Genomic DNA, 15719 nt, shown 5'->3' on the forward strand with positions numbered 1-15719 from the left:
AAAACCAAAATTTAAGGATTGACCCCATGGATGTGAAAGCGGCGATCGCCTATGCAGCAAAAGAACCCCTCAAGGTAGAAACCGTCCAACTCGAACCCCCCAAAGCTGGAGAAGTGCTGGTAGAAATCAAGGCGACGGGGGTTTGTCATACCGATGCCTACACTTTATCTGGGGCCGATCCAGAGGGGCTATTCCCGGCGATCCTGGGCCATGAGGGGGCTGGGGTTGTGGTTGAAGTGGGGCCTGGGGTCAAAAGCCTAAAGCCGGGCGATCACGTCATTCCCCTCTATGTGCCAGAATGCCGCGAGTGCGAATATTGCCTCAGTTTTAAAACAAATCTCTGTCAGGCGATCCGACTCACCCAAGGCCGGGGTGTGATGCCCGATGGCACCGGACGTTTTTCGATCAATGGCGAACCGCTGTTTCACTACATGGGCACCTCCACCTTTGCTAACTACACCGTGGTGCCGGAAATTTCCCTGGCAAAAATCCGCGAAGATGCCCCCTTTGATAAGGTCTGCTACATCGGCTGCGGTGTCACCACGGGGATCGGGGCGGTGATCAATACGGCGAAAGTTGAAGTGGGGTCAAAGGTAATTGTCTTCGGCTTGGGGGGCATTGGCCTGAACGTGATCCAAGGCTGTCGCATGGTGGGGGCAGATATGATTGTCGGCGTCGATATTAACGATGATAAAAAGGCGATCGCCGAAAAATTTGGCATGACCCATTTCGTCAATCCCAAGGAAGTCGAGGGTGATCTCGTTCCCTACTTAGTGGATTTAACAAAAGGCGGTGCGGACTACACCTTTGAATGTATTGGCAATGTGGAGGTGATGCGCCAGGCGTTGGAAAGCTGCCATAAAGGTTGGGGGGTTTCTACTATTGTTGGGGTAGCAGGCGCAGGCCAAGAGATTAGTACCCGACCCTTCCAGTTGGTGACGGGGCGTGTCTGGAAAGGAACAGCCTTCGGGGGCGCGAGGGGCCGCACCGATGTGCCGAAAATTGTCGATTGGTACATGGAAGGCAAGATCAACATCGACGATCTGATTACCCACACCATGCCCCTTGAAAGAATTAACGAAGCCTTTGACCTGATGCACGCCGGAGAATCTATCCGCAGCGTGGTCACCTTTTAGATCCTCAAAATTGGTAGGGGTTTACCATAGTAAGCCCCCACAGCACGATCAAATTAATGATGACAAACCTTGTTTTAACGAAAGAAACCCTCTGTTTTGGCGGCAAAGTGCAGTATTACCAGCACAATTCCGAGGTGTGCGGTGTACCGATGAATTTTGCGGTATTTGTGCCGCCCCAAGCCGAAACTCGACCCATACCAACCCTCTATTACTTATCAGGTTTGACCTGTACTGAGGAAAATTTCACCACGAAGGCGGGCGCCCAAAAATATGCCGCAGACTATGGCTTAATGCTCGTGGCCCCCGACACCAGCCCCCGCAATACGGGCATCGCCGACGAGGATAAAGATTGGGATCTTGGCAGTGGCGCCGGTTTCTATGTGGATGCAACCCAACAGCCCTGGGCAAACCATTACCAAATGTACAGTTACATCATCGAGGAACTGCCCCAACTCATCGAAGCGAACTTTTCCGTGACGGCGAAACGGGGAATTTTTGGCCATTCCATGGGAGGTCACGGGGCGCTCGTTTGTGCCCTCCGGCAGCCTGATTTCTACCAGTCGGTTTCCGCCTTTGCGCCGATTGTTGCGCCGAGTCAGTGCCCCTGGGGAGAAAAAGCGTTTACTGCTTATCTGGGCACGGATAAAACCCTCTGGGAAAATTATGATGCGACGGCTCTCTTACAAAAAAATGGCCCTTTAAAGTACCCAATCCTGGTGGATCAAGGCAGCGCCGATGGTTTTTTGGAGAAACAATTACTGACAGAAAAATTGGCGATCACCTGTGAAAAAGTCGGTCAACCCCTCACCCTCCGCTACCAAGACGGCTATGACCACAGCTATTTTTTCATTGCCACTTTTATGCTTGACCATGTCCGGCACCATGCCCAATTCCTGATTGGCTAAATGTTTTCGCCGAACCTGTTCCATAATGGGAACATCAGTTTAGGTGTGAGCCAAGCATTACAGAGATTATGATTGGGCAGTTACTCGATGGCCGCTATCGCATCGTCAAATCCTTGGCGGCGGGAGGCTTTGGGCAAACCTTTATCGCCGAGAACATTAAACAGCAACTCACTGTTCACATATCCTGATTAAGCCAAAACTTTATAAGATTGGTGTAAGTGTTCTCCCGTTGTTATGACCATTTGTCAGCCCCCAACAAGTCCTCAAAAACCGTTATCGTATCGATGCAAGCTTGACCCCCAGCGGCTGTGGGCTGACCTACCGCGCCTTTAATCTCGAAAAAAATCAACCCGTCGCGATTAAAACTCTCAACCGTCATCTCCACGGCGATCGCCTAAAGTGATCGCATTTTTTTGTTTAAAATTGTCAGAATACACCACGAAAATTCTGTAAGTTTCACTGTTTTCCAATCCCAGCAAGTTCTTACACCATGACCTACCACCAAAGTCAGTGTCTAGCTCCCGATTGTCAAACTATCAATCCCTATGATCATAAATTTTGCCAGCGTTGCGGTAAAAGGTTGACCCTAAGAAATCGCTATCGTTCGGTGCAGTTTTTAGGGGAAGGTGGTTTTGGAAGAGCATTTTTGGCGATCGACTCGGATACCTGGGACACACCCTGCGTGATTAAGCAGTTTTTGCCGAACTTGGGAGGAGCATCTGGCAGTGCGGTGCTCGAAAAAGCGAAAGAATTGTTTAAACGGGAATCGAAGCAGTTGAAAGAGTTGGGCAAACATCCCCAAATTCCTGATCTGTTGGCATTTTTTGAAGAAGAGAGCAAGCTTTATATCGTTCAAGAATATATAGAAGGCAAAAATCTACTAGATCTAGTACTGTCTCAAGGGCGTTTTCCTGAGGCAAAGATCCGGGAATTTTTGGCTAGTCTGCTCAAGGTTTTAGAATTTGTCCATGGACAAAAGGTGATTCACCGAGACATTAAGCCGGAAAATATTATTTATCAAACGGAAAAACAACAATATGTACTAATTGATTTTGGGGTGTCGAAGCAGGTGGGCAGTACTTTAACTCAGGTGGGGACGACTGCGGGGACTACAGGATATGCGCCACCAGAACAAATGCGAGGGTATGTGGATTATTCCTCTGATCTTTATGCTTTAGCGGCGACAACAGTTCGGTTATTAACGGGGAGATTTGCGCAAGAGGTCAATGGCTTGCTCGAAGATGAGGTCTATGACATTCCTAATTGTGAATGGGTCTTTGGGGATTGGTGTCGGCGCAATCGGATTTCTCTAAGCAAAGAACTAGAGCAGATACTTTTGAAAATGTTGAGCCTGCGTCCAAAGGAGCGCTTTGCTGCAGCAACGGAAGTTTTATCAGTCTTAAACACAAACAAGAATCAACCACAGCAGATTACTACGCCACGGGTATCCTCTGCTAGAAATCAGCCCTCAATGCCATCTTCTTTCGTGGAGGACTTGGGTAATGGGGTCAAGCTAGAAATGATATTGATCCCAGCGGGAAGCTTCATGATGGGGACACCGTATGATGAAATCACTAAACTGTGCAAGGAATATAAAGTCGATTACTTTAAGCGCGAACGCCCACAACATCACGTAAAGATCAAAAAACCCTTCTACATGGGAAAATTCTTAGTCACCCAAGGACAATGGCAGGCGGTGATGGGAAATAATCCGTCGTATTTCAACGATGGAGACAACTATCCGGTAGATTCAGTATCGTGGAACGACTGTCAAAAGTTTATCGAGGAAATTAATAAAAAAACAAGAAAAACCTATCGACTTCCCAGTGAAGCGGAGTGGGAATATGCTTGTCGTGCTGGCACAAAGACAGCGTTTTATTTTGGGAATACCATCAGCACAGACCAAGCCAACTACGATGGAAATTATTTCTATGGCAAAGGGAAAACCGGGGTCTATCGACGAAAAACAACGGCTGTAGGCAGTTTCCCTGCTAATGCTTTTGGGCTGTACGATATGCACGGTAACCTATGGGAGTGGTGTGCAGATCCTTGGCACGATAGCTATATGGAAAAGTCAAAGCGAGTGAGCGAAAATGGCAACGCTACATGGCCATCTATTTATGAAAGGCTTCGTATACTACGGGGCGGTTCTTTGAACAACAGTCCGAGGTTTTGTCGCTCGGCATATCGCTTCAGGGTCAACCTGAACGGCTCCTACGGGGGGGTCTGGGTTGGGTGTCGAGTGGTTTGCGTTGGCTCCAGTGCTCCCAATTTTTACCAGAATCAATAGATGTGTAAATGTATTGAGCGTGCCTAGTGGGGAGTCCAGCCTAAATCCAGCGATGAGAGCAATCTCATCCAAAAATCACCTTGGGGCCGCGTGGTAGAGTAGCTTGGTTGAAAGGCTATGCTGTCTCTATTGATGGCAGGATTCAAATTTTGTGCTGATGAACAACCTCAAATACCAACCAGAGTAAAATTGTGGAAGTTGCACGCTCCTAATCCTTCTCCTAGAAATACGATGAGTATTCTCCAACAACAAATCCAAGAATTAAGTCTTGCTGAAAAAATTCAACTCGTACAAGACCTGTGGGACGACATTGCCACCACAACAGATGACCTTCCCCTCACTCAACTTCAAATAGCAGATCTCGATCGCCGTCAAAAGCAATACCAAGCCCATCCGACAGACGTTTCCCCTTGGGCAGAAGTACAGCAGCGCATTTTAGACCGATGAAACGACCTGTTGTTCTAACTCCTCAAACAGAACAAGACTTAGAAACAATCTATGATTGGTATGAACAGCGGAGCAAAGGACTTGGGTCAGAATTTATCCGGATCATCGATGCGAACCTCGCCCAAATTCAACGTTATCCCGAAGCTCACCCTGTCGTTAGAAAAGACATCCACCGCAAAATTATCCGCCGCTTTCCCTACGCTCTGTTTTACATCATCGCAGAAACGCAAATAGTTATTATTGCTTGTCTTCACCTCAAACAAGATCCCCAACAGCAATCCCGTTTACAGTAATTTAGTTTTCCTTTTGCCCTTTGTCCCATGCCCACCAGCATCACCCTCCGCTACCAAGACGGCTATGACCATAGCTATTTTTTCATTGCCACTTTTATGCTTGACCATGTCCGGCACCACGCCCAATTCCTGATTGGCTAAATGTTTTCGCCGAACCTGTTCCATAATGGGAACATCAGTTTAGGTGTGAGCCAAGCATTACAGAGATTATGATTGGGCAGTTACTCGATGGCCGCTATCGCATCGTCACATCCTTGGCGGCGGGGGGCTTTGGGCAAACTTTTATCGCCGAGGACATCAAACAATTCAACAAGCCCTGTGTCGTTAAGCAGTTTAAACCCAGTTTTTCTGATCCCGAAGCCCTGAAGGTAGCGCGGCGGCTTTTTGAAGCGGAAGCCCAACTGCTCAATCGCCTGGGCGATCATGATCAAATTCCCCACTTGCTCGCCTATTTTGAAATCAATCAAGAATTTTTCCTGGTTCAGGATTTTGTTGAAGGCCACAGCCTAGAGCGGGAAATCACCGTCGGCAAAAAACTCAGTGAAGCCTATGCGATCGCCCTGTTAAAAAGTATCCTCGAACCCCTCAGTTTTATCCATAGCCAAAACGTGATTCACCGGGATATTAAACCCGCAAATCTGATTCGGCGGAAACAGGACGGCAAAATTGTTCTGATCGATTTCGGCGCTGTGAAAGAACTGGCAGGCACCCAAATTAATGCCCAGGGTCAAACCCGTGTCGGCACCATTATTGGCACCCCTGGCTATATGGCCAACGAGCAAGGCCGGGGCAAACCTAAACTCAGTAGTGATATTTACGCCACAGGCTTGATTATTATCCAGGCCCTGACCGGGAAGTTGCCCCCCATGGGTTATCGCAGTGGCGACGAGCTCTACGAAGATCCCCAAACTGCAGAGATTCTTTGGCGTCAGGATGCCCAGGTGAGTCCAGAATTTGCGGCGATCCTAGACCGAATGATTTGTTTCGATTTCCGCAGTCGTTATCCATCGGCCATGGCCGTAAAAGCCGCTCTCCAATCCCTGACGGGGGCCGCCCAACCCGTCGCCCAGCCAGCCATTAATCTCCAAAAAACGAATTTGCAGGAAGCAGCAGTGCCCGCAACGGTGGTGAGTGGTGGCTTGGGTCAAAACATTCAAGGACAAGCGCCCCTCGCCGCTCCCCCAAAAACCCACTGGGCGAAGTTTCTGTTCCGTGCCATGCAACGGTTTATCGGGGTGTCTTTGCTAATTATGGGGCTGCCGATTGCGATCTACGGTCTCGTGGAAGGGGTCAATGAAAATGTCTCCCAGGAGGACCGCGAAGGGGCGATCGCCGCTTTTATTATTTTCGGGGTTCCCTTTACTGGAACAGGCTCATTCATGCTGTGGCGGTTAAATCGCCAAGTGCGGAAAGAAAAGTTTGACTCCGACTGGCTGCGGCAAAATTTCTACCAAACCCTCAGTGAGACCAATGGCGAAGTGACGGTGCTTCGTTTCGCCCAAAGTACCCAACTTTCCGGCAAAGAAGCGCAAAAATATCTCGACGCCAGGGCCAAGGAATTTAACGGCACGACCCGGCGATCGCCTGATGGGGAAATTCTTTATTCTTTTAAGCTCTAGCCCAAATTTTTAGGACGCAGCAAATACTTGGGGGGTCGCCGATTGGATCTTAATTTCGACCCGCGACCCGACGGGAACCAATTGGTTGACTCCCATGCGGGCATGGAGACATTTCCCCGAATCTGTCTGGAGACAATAGCGGTATTCCCGGCCCAAAAATTGCCGCTCCTTCACAATTACCGGGGATTCTGGCTGGGGAATCAATTCCAATTCCTCCTCCCGCACCATTAATTCTCCCTCTGCGGCCTGTTCTGGGGGGGCGATCGCCACTTTAAATTCACCGATCTCCGTGCGCCAAACCCCACCGATCCACTGGGCTGGTAGAAAATTCGCATGGGTGACAAATTCCGCCACAAACCGAGAGGCCGGGCGGGTATAAATTTCCTCTGGTGTGCCCAACTGCTCTAAATTCCCCTGGCGCATCACTGCAATCCGATCCGAAATGGCCAGTGCTTCCTCTTGGTCGTGGGTGACGAAAATCGCCGAAATGCCCGCCGCTTTAATAATTTGGCGAATTTCATGGCGGAGGTGATGGCGCACCTGCACATCCAAATTACTCAGGGGTTCATCTAACAAAATTAACGAAGGACGGGGTGCTAGGGCGCGGGCGAGGGCGATCCGTTGCTGTTGCCCCCCAGATAGCTCGTGGGGATAGCGCTTTTCTAGGCCCGCAAGTCCCACTAAATGCAAAATTTCTTGAATTCGTTGGCGAATTTCCTGGCGGGAAAATTTGCGTTCACGGTGGCGCAACCCAAAGGCAATGTTATCGGCGATGGTGAGGTGGGGGAACAGGGCATAGTCTTGGAAAACCATCCCGGTATTCCGTCGCTCTGGGGGAAGGCAATTTTCTGGGGTACTAACGGGTACGCCGTTGAGAATAATTTGTCCTGCGCTGGGCTGCTCAAACCCGGCGATTAAGCGCAGTAACGTCGTTTTACCGCAACCGGAAGGCCCTAAAAGTCCGAGAATTTCCCCCTGTTTGAGTTGAAACTGAATATCTTTGACCGCTGGTAGATCTTGGGCACTGAAACGTTTACAAAGACTTTCGACGCGTAGGATGGGGGAATCATTCATGGGGGTTTAACGGTGACTCTAATGGCAGGGCCTTGAGACAATTCCCAGAGGCGATCGCCAATCAATTAAGAACTATTCTCAACTGCTGCATCATAACATAGGAATATTTAGTTTGATCGATCAACAGCAAGATATTTTGCACAATCGGAGGAAAGTGCCTTTGTTCTCCCTGGGGTGCTGTGGGGGAGATTCCACGGTAAGCTAGAAGAACAATTATTTTTGCTCTATTGATATTCACAACAGAACCGTTAATGACTCTACCGAAAACCCTTGAAGCCCATGAAAATGGACGTTTAGTCTGGGATATCGCGGCTGCGGCCGATGACCGGAAAGCCGAAGATATTACGATTTTGAAGGTAGATCAAATTTCCTATCTGGCGGATTTTTTCGTTGTGGTGACAGGATTCTCGCGGACTCAGGTGCGGGCGATCGCCGATGCCATCGAAGAAAGATTAGAAACAAAATATGGCAAAGTGCCCCTACGGATGGAGGGCAAAAGCGAAGGGATGTGGATTCTCCAAGATTATGGCGAAGTGATTGTACACATCTTCTTACCCCAGGAACGGGAATTTTATAACCTCGAAGCCTTCTGGGGCCATGCCGAACGCATTGAGTTTGAACCGGCACTCCCTTAAATCTTAAAGCTGTTTTCTGTCAAAAAAACATCAATTTTCCGGTAGCTAGTGGCCTTTATACTGAGTCAGATCGCAAGGATGTCTCGAATGTCATTGCGATATATTGCATTGTCTGTTTATTTTCTCAGGAAAGTGCTGCGTAATACTCCGATGACAAGGCCATTAATTTTCCTTTCAGAAATCACGAAAAGCTTTATTTCTTTACAGGTAGACCTCACTCAAAAAACTTTTTCAAAGCATTATTTGTGAGTATTTCTGGGAAAATAATTGATATTTCTTTAAGAAGAAATGTAACGCCAAATCTCAATTTCTCCGGCATTTCCAACCCCAGAGAAAGTTATTAAGTTTCCCAAAATCTTCGTGAATTTTTTTGGCGATCACCCTGGAGATTCCCTTTTAAGAATTTTTTAAGATATAGAATAAACGTGAATTGAAATAGCAGCCCGTCACCGTGATTCTGTCCAGTCATGGCATGGAATTAGCGCTATTTTTTTGTTTTGTGGGTCGAAATCCATGAATGTTCAACAATTACTACGCGCCTACGAACATGGGGAACGAAACTTTGCCGGGATTAACCTGCAGGGAGCCGATCTCCGGGGTGAGGCATTAATTGGCGTTAACTTCCAGGAGGCCAACCTCATGGGTGCGAATCTGAGTCGAACATTTTTACTGAAAGCCGATTTGTCTGGGGCGGCATTAAATTGGGCAAACCTCGCCCATGCCAAACTAAACGATGCCCAGCTTGTTGGTACAGATTTAACGAAAGCGACCTTAGACGGGGCTTTTATGGTCAACGCTCAATTGGTCGAAGCGCGTTTGTGTGGAGCCAGCCTAGACCATACCAATCTACGGGGCGGGAATCTCCGGCGGGCTAATCTGTGCGGCGCGAATCTCGCCCGGGTGAACCTATGCCAGGCAAACTTAAATCAGGCAAATTTAGCTTGGGTCAATGCCCAGGAAGCACGCCTAGGCCATGCGGATCTCCAGCACGCTAATTTACACCATGGCAATTTTAGCCGCGCTTTTTTACGGGATGTGAATTTGCTGGGCATGGATTTAGCCGGGCTAAATTTTTCAGGGGCGAAACTTTATGGCGCTAATCTCCAGCAGGCGAATCTCCAGGGGAGTAATCTCGTCGAAGCCAATCTAAAGCTCGCCTGTTTAGTCGAGGCAGATCTGCGGGGAGCAAAGATCGTCGGAGCAAAATTAGAAGGGGCAGACCTGCGGAATGTGTTGCTCGAGCCAGAAATTTTAGCGTATTTACCGGGAATCGATCGTCCGGTGCTGGCTAATTTGACCTATCATTCACCGGATGCCCACGGGGGCTGGCAAGGTTTACCCCAGGCCGTTGGTTAGTTGTCAGTCAGACCTCGCCCAGAGATAGGCAGGGACTGCAAGTTCTGTTATGTTTAAGGACTTAGACAGTCTGGGAGACAGCCGAAGGGAATGGCTATTTTGCGCAGTGTACGGTTGGCGATCGCCTGTGGTTTAGGCAAAACAATTACAGCGGTGGTACGGGGCCTCAAGCTTAGTGCGGGCAGTGTCTTACCGGGGGCGATCGCCCGACGCATTTTTCCAGAGATTCTGCCGGATCTGTTCCAACAGGCGAAAAAAGGCGTCATTTTGGTGGTGGGCACCAATGGTAAAACCACGACTTCTCTGCTGATTAAAGCAATCCTCACGGCCCAGGGCTATAAGCTCGCCCACAATGCTACCGGGGCAAATTTGATCAATGGTTTAACGACGGCCCTCCTGGAGCACGCGAATCTTTTCGGCCAGCTCGACATTGACTACGCGATCCTAGAAGTGGATGAAAATATTATTCCGATCCTCCTCAAAACCTGCTCCCCGACCCATATCCTCGCCCTCAATTTATTCCGTGACCAACTCGACCGTTACGGCGAAGTCGATACCATTAGTCAGCGTTGGCAAACGGCGATCGCCCCCCTCCCGCCGGAAACCACGATTATCGTCAATGGCGACGACCCGACCCTCAATGATCTGGGGCAAAACCTCAGCCAGACGGTGAAATTTTTTGGCCTCAACGAGCCAGACCTATACCTAGAGGCCATCCCCCACGCTGTCGATTCCATTTATTGTCCCCGCTGCGGTGCGCCTCTCACCTACAAAGGCGTTTACCTCTCTCACCTCGGCGATTACCACTGCGATAGTTGCGGCTTTGCCAAAAATCCCCTCGACATCCACAGTCCAGACTGGGGTCAAATCCTCATCGGCGTTTATAACAAATACAACACCCTTGCTGCCGCTCTCTTGGCGGAAACCCTGGGCATTCACCGGGACATCATCAACGAGCAGATTCAGTCGTTTAAAGCAGCCTTTGGTCGGGCGGAAGAATTAACCGTCCAAGGAAAATCGGTGCGGATTCTCCTCTCCAAAAATCCCGTGGGCATGAACGAAACAGTCCGCGCTGTCACTGATTTACAGCAGCAAGGGAAAACGAGCACCGTCCTCGTCGTACTCAATGACCGCACCCCTGACGGCACCGATGTGTCCTGGATTTGGGATGTGGATCTCGAGAAGCTCACCCAATCCCCCGGCAAAATTATCATCAGCGGCGATCGCACCTACGACATGGCCCTGCGGCTGCGCTATTGCGAAGGGGCTGCCGAATTAATTGTGGAACCGGATTTAACAAAAGCCCTCGACCAGGCGATCGCCCTCAGTCCAGCCGAGCAAACCCTCCATATCCTGCCCACCTATTCAGCGATGTTAGAGGTGCGCCAAATGTTGACGGGCCGCAAAATTTTGTAGGCTAGCAAAAATAAATTCTGCTCTCCAGCGCCACCGTTTTTTTTGATGGATACCACGACGCAAATTTTGTTTGAAACTGGCAAGGATGCTTTTCTTCAGGGGGAATATCGCCAAAGCATCGACTATTTCCAGCGCACCGTTGCAAATCTACCTCCCTATTCCCGCGAATCTGGGGAAGTGCAACTCTGGCTTGTCAGTGCGTACCAGGCGAACAATCAAGGGGAAAAGGCGATCGCCCTCTGCCGCGAACTAATGACCCATCCCTTTGCCAGCACCAGCCAACGGGCCCAGCGACAACTGTACATCCTCGAAGCTCCCAAACTTGAACGGCCCAAGGAGTGGCTCACGGAAATCCCCAGCTTAGATAACCTTGATCCGGCAAAATCGCTCTACGTCGAAGGCAAGAAAAAAGTGGAAACCAAAGCACTTGCCATCGAGGATTTGGAAGATCTATCCCAAATTGAAACCCAGGATAATCAGTTTCTCTGGTGGGCTTTGGGCTTGGGTCTCATTGGCTTGACCAGTTGGGGCATTTGGGGCGGTTAGAATCTCCAGCAATCCAAGAAGAGTGGGGTGGTGCGGTAGGATTTGAAAGCTGTGGCTCCCTTCCCCTCGGTATGATCAAACATTCGTCAGCCTCAACTTTAGAATATTTACCACCCCTAACAGAACTGGGGATGGTTCTCCTGCCGATCGCCCCTGGCTGGGGGGTCGCTTGTCTGGGGATTCAAATGATTATGTTGTTAAAACAGGCTGGACGACAGCTATGGCAGCAACCGTTAACTTGGATTTTTGGGGCCATTTCAATTTGGCTATTCGGAGTAACGGCGATCGCCCCCTATCCTTTGGAATCGTTGTTGGGGGTTGCTAACTTTGTCCCGTTTTTCCTAGTTTTTCTCGCTTTCTCGACCCTCTTTAATACCTTGGAGCGTTTGGATCGCTTGGCGTGGCTGATTGTGGCCCCTTCTTTGGCGATCGCCGTTTTAGGTTTAGGGGAGCTTTGGTTTGGCTGGCGGACGCCCCCTCTGATTTGGCAACTGTTTGGCTGGGGTTTGACAGGGGAAGGAAATCCCCCCACGCGGTTGTCCTCCACGTTCATGTATGCCAACATTTGCGCCGCCTATCTGCTGATGGCTTTTTTATTGGGGGTGGGGCTGTGGTTGCGGGATTTCGCTTGGGGAAAGTTACGGCAGTCCCGAATTTTTCTTTATCTCACTGTGACCCTACTCCTCGATGGTGTTGCCCTGATTTTGACAAATTCCCGGAATGTCTGGGCGATCGCCTTTTTAGGGCTGTTTATCTATGCCATTTATGTGGGTTGGTGGTGGATTTGTGGCTTTGCAACGGGCTTCGGTACCGCCATTCTCGGCGCATCTTTTGGCCAAACCCCCTGGCGCGATCCCCTGCGTCAGATTGTGCCTTACTATTTTTGGGGGCGTTTATCGGATCAAATGCACCGTGGCCGTGCCATCGAAGATCTCCGCATTACCCAATGGCAGTTTGTCCTAGACATGATTCGTCAGCGGCCTTTGACGGGGTGGGGCATCCGCAGTTTTACCCCCAGCTACGAAGTGGCGATGAACCGTTGGCTGGGCCACCCCCACAATTTTTATCTGATGCTCACTTCTGAAATTGGCATTCCCTTCGCTGCTTTACTGATCGGTACCATCGGCTGGCTCTATGCCCAGGGAGTGTTGGCCTGGCGCAGGTTATCTGATCGGGGCGATCGCCTGTTGTTGTTCAGTTATCTGATGGCTTTTGGCGGTTATATTTTGTTTAATACCCTTGATGTGACGGTGCTGGATTTGCGTTTAAATCTATTTACTTGGCTCCTCCTGAGCGCGATCTGGGGTTTGGGGCAACAGGTAAATTACCCCAGAAATCAAAGTCAAAGCGACAGCCAGCCAGAATAAACCGAAAGCCAATATTTCCCCTTGGGCGGTAATTGGGTAAATTAACAAGGCGATCGCCGCAATTTGGGTCACTGTTTTCGCCTTTCCCCAGAGATTGGCCCCCTGAATTTTCTTTTCCCCGGTGACGCGCCAGCCAGCAATGGTCAGTTCCCGCGCCAAAATCAGGAAAACGCCCCAAGCAGGAATTTGTTGTAGATGAACCAAAGATAATAGCGGCGCTGTGACCAGCAGTTTATCCACGAGGGGATCGAGAAATTTGCCTAAATCTGTCACCTGATCCAGTTTGCGGGCTAAATAGCCATCCAGCCAATCGGTCAGGGCCACGACGAGAAAAATAATTAGGGCAATGAGACGTAGTCTCGGCGTCGGATTTTCTAACAGAAATAAGAGGAAAGGCACACCCGCCAATCGAGAAACCGTGATCCAAGTGGGTAAATTCATATAAACTTCTCAGAACAACCTAACCTCCCATCATGTCACACCAATGTCTGTTTCCATGACACGCGTTGCCCTCTTTGGTACCAGTGCTGATCCGCCTACGGTGGGCCACCAAGCGATCCTCCGCTGGCTCAGTGAACATTACGATCAAGTGGCGGTTTGGGCTGCCGATAATCCCTTTAAAAAGCATGGGGCATCCTTGGCTCAACGGTCGGCGATGTTGCAGTTGGTGATCGAAGATTTAGGTTGCGACAATGTTTTGGTGGATGAACGCCTCAGCGATCGCCGCAGCTTACATACCCTCCAGCACGCCCAGACTATTTGGGGTCAAGAAACAGCGTTTTTTCTGGTAATTGGCTCTGATCTAGTCAGTCAAATTCCCCGTTGGTACCGGGCCAAGGATCTCCTCCGACAAGTTACTCTCCTCATCTTTCCCCGCCGGGGCTACCCTCTCCAACCAGAAGCACTCCAACAACTAGAAGCCCTCAAGGGTTCCTGGGAAACGGCTACCTATGTGCCGCCTTCGGTTTCTTCCAGTGAATATCGCAGTGAAGGCAAACAAAAGACAGTTATTCCCGCTGTTACTGAATATATCCAGACCCACAAGCTGTATCAAGAGCTTTCTTGAGTCGTTTAAAAATTACGCATCAGTCGGGGCGATCGCCGTTTTGGATAGGGTCTTGGGGGAGGATTATTGGGATTTTTGCTGTAGCGTACCCGCAGTTGTTCCCGCACATCCCAAAACACATCCCGTCGCAAATAGGGATATAGCCCTACCCAAAGATTCAGTCGAGGTACATAGGCATCCGTCACCTTTAGTTTGGGGCCGAGATTGCGCTGATTCGATAACACCAACAGTTCAACGGCTTGGCCTGGTTTGAGGTTGCGATGGATGGGGGCGACTGGGGCTTGAATGCGGGCCAAATAGCCTTCTTTGTCGCCGACTTCTAAGTTAATGCGGCGTTCTCGATTTTCGACCCGCAACAAACGACCAAGTTTATCGACTTCTTCCTGGGTACGGACAATTTCTTCGGTGAGGTAAACATCGAGAATCTTGCCTCGCCAAAAAAAACAGTAGGCTTGCCGTCGATATTCTGCGTTTTTCAGACTGGCTGAGTAAATGGGCGACCAAAACCAATACAAACCACCAATGATTTGGGTCAAGAGCCGCAGGGAATCGGTTTCTCGCAGCAAGAGGCCCAGTAAATAAAACAAGACCACCAAAATAAAGGAGATTAGGGCGCGTCGTAAAAAATCTTCGGTTTTCCCCCAGTAATATTGGTATTGCTCGGCGCTGGCGACCAGGGGAATCAGTTGTTCAAATTTCTCTTGGGTAATGGGAATGAGCATTGGTTAATCTTGGGTGCCCTCTTGTGGCGATCGCCCTTGATGATCCTGAATGATTTTGGTCACCGCTTCAACAGAATCATCGACAATCTCGGCAATTTCCTCCACCGAAAAATTCCTTTGTAAAAGACGAAGTACAACTGAAATTTCTTTTTCTCGCTGACCTCGACGCTGACCTCGACTAAGAATTTCGTTATACCAAGGCGATTCCCGAAGTACAGTCATATCCCACCTCATAATTTGTTGAACAAGGGGCAGATCCAATACAAAGCTAGCAAAAAAGGCCAACAGCGGCTCCAATTCATCGAGTCGTTCCTCTTGACGGAGTTGGTAGACCGCTTCCCGAATTAAGCTTTCATCATTGCCCCCGGCGAGAATCGGAACAAAGGGCAACAATGAGGTTAGGGATTGGGCCAAAACCAAATTAGCTTCCACCTCCCAAAGATTAATCACCTGATAGTCCTGCCTCGTTTGCAACCCTTTAAACACCGCTTGGTAGGAAGTCGGAATCTGGGGTTTGCTTGCCGGGGGCAGAATATTGATCAGTACTGGGTAAACGGGCAAGTTGAATTTTTCCCGCGCTAAGGCTGCATAGGCCGTCATCCGACGGGGCATCTGGGCGGTATAACGCAACTGCAATTCGTTGAGCAGCAGAAAATCGCCATCCTGGGGACAGGTCACGCGCAACAGCACATCGCTATCCCGGCTGACCCACTGGAATTGGGGATCGATAAATTCCTGGGCCTGGAGCGTTTGATCCCCCATGACCCACTGCACCCAGGCATCGGGGTTAAGACTAATGAGACGTTTACTGCCAATATCGGCGGATTTAGCCATAATTTTGGCAAGT

16 protein-coding genes are annotated in these 15719 nt (G+C 49.6%); 12 read left to right on the forward strand and 4 right to left on the reverse strand.

The genetic code is table 11. The features are described from left to right. Positions 1 to 26 precede the first annotated feature (26 nt). The 6 genes from AWQ22_RS04430 (at position 27) to AWQ22_RS04455 (ending at position 6690) form a co-directional block, all read left to right on the forward strand. Positions 27 to 1136, forward strand: a complete 1110-nt coding sequence (locus AWQ22_RS04430) for an S-(hydroxymethyl)glutathione dehydrogenase/class III alcohol dehydrogenase (RefSeq protein ID WP_030007548.1) — start codon at positions 27 to 29, stop codon at positions 1134 to 1136. A 59-nt stretch (positions 1137 to 1195) separates the two neighbouring features. Further along, a complete protein-coding gene (gene fghA / locus AWQ22_RS04435; protein ID WP_065711629.1) occupies positions 1196 to 2041 on the forward strand; it encodes an S-formylglutathione hydrolase in 846 nt (281 codons plus the stop codon). Between the two features lie 490 nt (positions 2042 to 2531). Then, positions 2532 to 4331 (forward strand): bifunctional serine/threonine-protein kinase/formylglycine-generating enzyme family protein, encoded by a 1800-nt coding sequence (locus AWQ22_RS04440; protein WP_065710312.1) that lies wholly within the window; start codon positions 2532 to 2534, stop codon positions 4329 to 4331. A 231-nt stretch (positions 4332 to 4562) separates the two neighbouring features. Then, a complete protein-coding gene (locus AWQ22_RS04445; RefSeq protein WP_065710313.1) occupies positions 4563 to 4778 on the forward strand; it encodes an addiction module protein in 216 nt (71 codons plus the stop codon). Continuing rightward, entirely contained in the window at positions 4775 to 5071 is a 297-nt protein-coding gene (locus AWQ22_RS04450; RefSeq protein ID WP_065710314.1) for a type II toxin-antitoxin system RelE/ParE family toxin, read from the forward strand. Before AWQ22_RS04445 ends, AWQ22_RS04450 begins: the two co-directional genes overlap by 4 nt. Positions 5072 to 5280: 209 nt before the next feature. Further along, a complete protein-coding gene (locus AWQ22_RS04455) occupies positions 5281 to 6690 on the forward strand; it encodes a serine/threonine-protein kinase (RefSeq protein ID WP_065710315.1) in 1410 nt (469 codons plus the stop codon). A 9-nt stretch (positions 6691 to 6699) separates the two neighbouring features. On the opposite strand, the gene AWQ22_RS04460 is transcribed toward AWQ22_RS04455, so the two are convergent. After that, positions 6700 to 7764, reverse strand: a complete 1065-nt coding sequence (locus tag AWQ22_RS04460) for an ABC transporter ATP-binding protein (RefSeq protein WP_012306499.1) — start codon at positions 7762 to 7764, stop codon at positions 6700 to 6702. A gap of 251 nt (positions 7765 to 8015) precedes the next feature. Here AWQ22_RS04460 and rsfS point away from each other — a divergent pair, with 251 nt between their 5' ends. The 5 genes from rsfS to AWQ22_RS04485 all read left to right on the forward strand — a co-directional run bounded on the left by rsfS (position 8016) and on the right by AWQ22_RS04485 (position 13084). Beyond that, positions 8016 to 8399, forward strand: coding sequence for a ribosome silencing factor (rsfS, locus tag AWQ22_RS04465; RefSeq protein ID WP_045442200.1), 384 nt, complete (start codon positions 8016 to 8018; stop codon positions 8397 to 8399). Positions 8400 to 8912: 513 nt separating this feature from the next. Continuing rightward, entirely contained in the window at positions 8913 to 9755 is an 843-nt protein-coding gene (locus AWQ22_RS04470) for a pentapeptide repeat-containing protein (protein ID WP_232321483.1), read from the forward strand. A 90-nt stretch (positions 9756 to 9845) separates the two neighbouring features. Further along, entirely contained in the window at positions 9846 to 11171 is a 1326-nt protein-coding gene (locus tag AWQ22_RS04475; RefSeq protein WP_065710317.1) for a Mur ligase family protein, read from the forward strand. Positions 11172 to 11216: 45 nt separating this feature from the next. After that, positions 11217 to 11717, forward strand: a complete 501-nt coding sequence (locus AWQ22_RS04480) for a hypothetical protein (RefSeq protein ID WP_065710318.1) — start codon at positions 11217 to 11219, stop codon at positions 11715 to 11717. 71 nt (positions 11718 to 11788) lie between these two features. Beyond that, complete coding sequence (locus AWQ22_RS04485) at positions 11789 to 13084, forward strand: O-antigen ligase (RefSeq protein WP_232321485.1); 1296 nt, start codon at positions 11789 to 11791, stop codon at positions 13082 to 13084. Here the strand turns inward: AWQ22_RS04485 and pgsA are convergent. Continuing rightward, positions 12989 to 13525 (reverse strand): CDP-diacylglycerol--glycerol-3-phosphate 3-phosphatidyltransferase, encoded by a 537-nt coding sequence (pgsA, locus tag AWQ22_RS04490; RefSeq protein WP_065710319.1) that lies wholly within the window; start codon positions 13523 to 13525, stop codon positions 12989 to 12991. The two genes, AWQ22_RS04485 and pgsA, sit on opposite strands and share 96 nt — an antisense overlap. 55 nt (positions 13526 to 13580) lie before the next feature. Here pgsA and AWQ22_RS04495 point away from each other — a divergent pair, with 55 nt between their 5' ends. Beyond that, complete coding sequence (locus tag AWQ22_RS04495) at positions 13581 to 14150, forward strand: nicotinate-nucleotide adenylyltransferase (RefSeq protein ID WP_065710320.1); 570 nt, start codon at positions 13581 to 13583, stop codon at positions 14148 to 14150. A 5-nt stretch (positions 14151 to 14155) separates the two neighbouring features. On the opposite strand, the gene AWQ22_RS04500 is transcribed toward AWQ22_RS04495, so the two are convergent. After that, positions 14156 to 14872 carry a hypothetical protein gene (locus AWQ22_RS04500; protein WP_012306507.1) on the reverse strand — a complete coding sequence of 239 codons (717 nt, stop codon included), beginning with the start codon at positions 14870 to 14872 and terminating at the stop codon, positions 14156 to 14158. A 3-nt stretch (positions 14873 to 14875) separates the two neighbouring features. Further along, positions 14876 to 15706, reverse strand: coding sequence for a transposase (locus AWQ22_RS04505; protein WP_065710321.1), 831 nt, complete (start codon positions 15704 to 15706; stop codon positions 14876 to 14878). Positions 15707 to 15719: the final 13 nt, after the last annotated feature.

Origin of the sequence: Picosynechococcus sp. PCC 7117 (genome assembly GCF_001693275.1) — a bacterium.
GTDB lineage: Bacteria > Cyanobacteriota > Cyanobacteriia > Cyanobacteriales > MRBY01 > MRBY01.

Excerpts from the sequence above, each read along its gene's own strand:
- AWQ22_RS04430 (WP_030007548.1), top strand. The coding sequence starts at position 27 with ATGGATGTGAAAGCGGCGATCGCCTATGCAGCAAAAGAACCCCTCAAG.
- fghA (WP_065711629.1), top strand. The coding sequence starts at position 1,196 with ATGACAAACCTTGTTTTAACGAAAGAAACCCTCTGTTTTGGCGGCAAA.
- AWQ22_RS04440 (WP_065710312.1), top strand. The coding sequence starts at position 2,532 with ATGACCTACCACCAAAGTCAGTGTCTAGCTCCCGATTGTCAAACTATC.
- AWQ22_RS04445 (WP_065710313.1), top strand. The coding sequence starts at position 4,563 with ATGAGTATTCTCCAACAACAAATCCAAGAATTAAGTCTTGCTGAAAAA.
- AWQ22_RS04450 (WP_065710314.1), top strand. The coding sequence starts at position 4,775 with ATGAAACGACCTGTTGTTCTAACTCCTCAAACAGAACAAGACTTAGAA.
- AWQ22_RS04455 (WP_065710315.1), top strand. The coding sequence starts at position 5,281 with ATGATTGGGCAGTTACTCGATGGCCGCTATCGCATCGTCACATCCTTG.
- AWQ22_RS04460 (WP_012306499.1), bottom strand. The coding sequence starts at position 7,764 with ATGAATGATTCCCCCATCCTACGCGTCGAAAGTCTTTGTAAACGTTTC.
- rsfS (WP_045442200.1), top strand. The coding sequence starts at position 8,016 with ATGACTCTACCGAAAACCCTTGAAGCCCATGAAAATGGACGTTTAGTC.
- AWQ22_RS04470 (WP_232321483.1), top strand. The coding sequence starts at position 8,913 with ATGAATGTTCAACAATTACTACGCGCCTACGAACATGGGGAACGAAAC.
- AWQ22_RS04475 (WP_065710317.1), top strand. The coding sequence starts at position 9,846 with ATGGCTATTTTGCGCAGTGTACGGTTGGCGATCGCCTGTGGTTTAGGC.
- AWQ22_RS04480 (WP_065710318.1), top strand. The coding sequence starts at position 11,217 with ATGGATACCACGACGCAAATTTTGTTTGAAACTGGCAAGGATGCTTTT.
- AWQ22_RS04485 (WP_232321485.1), top strand. The coding sequence starts at position 11,789 with ATGATCAAACATTCGTCAGCCTCAACTTTAGAATATTTACCACCCCTA.
- pgsA (WP_065710319.1), bottom strand. The coding sequence starts at position 13,525 with ATGAATTTACCCACTTGGATCACGGTTTCTCGATTGGCGGGTGTGCCT.
- AWQ22_RS04495 (WP_065710320.1), top strand. The coding sequence starts at position 13,581 with ATGACACGCGTTGCCCTCTTTGGTACCAGTGCTGATCCGCCTACGGTG.
- AWQ22_RS04500 (WP_012306507.1), bottom strand. The coding sequence starts at position 14,872 with ATGCTCATTCCCATTACCCAAGAGAAATTTGAACAACTGATTCCCCTG.
- AWQ22_RS04505 (WP_065710321.1), bottom strand. The coding sequence starts at position 15,706 with ATGGCTAAATCCGCCGATATTGGCAGTAAACGTCTCATTAGTCTTAAC.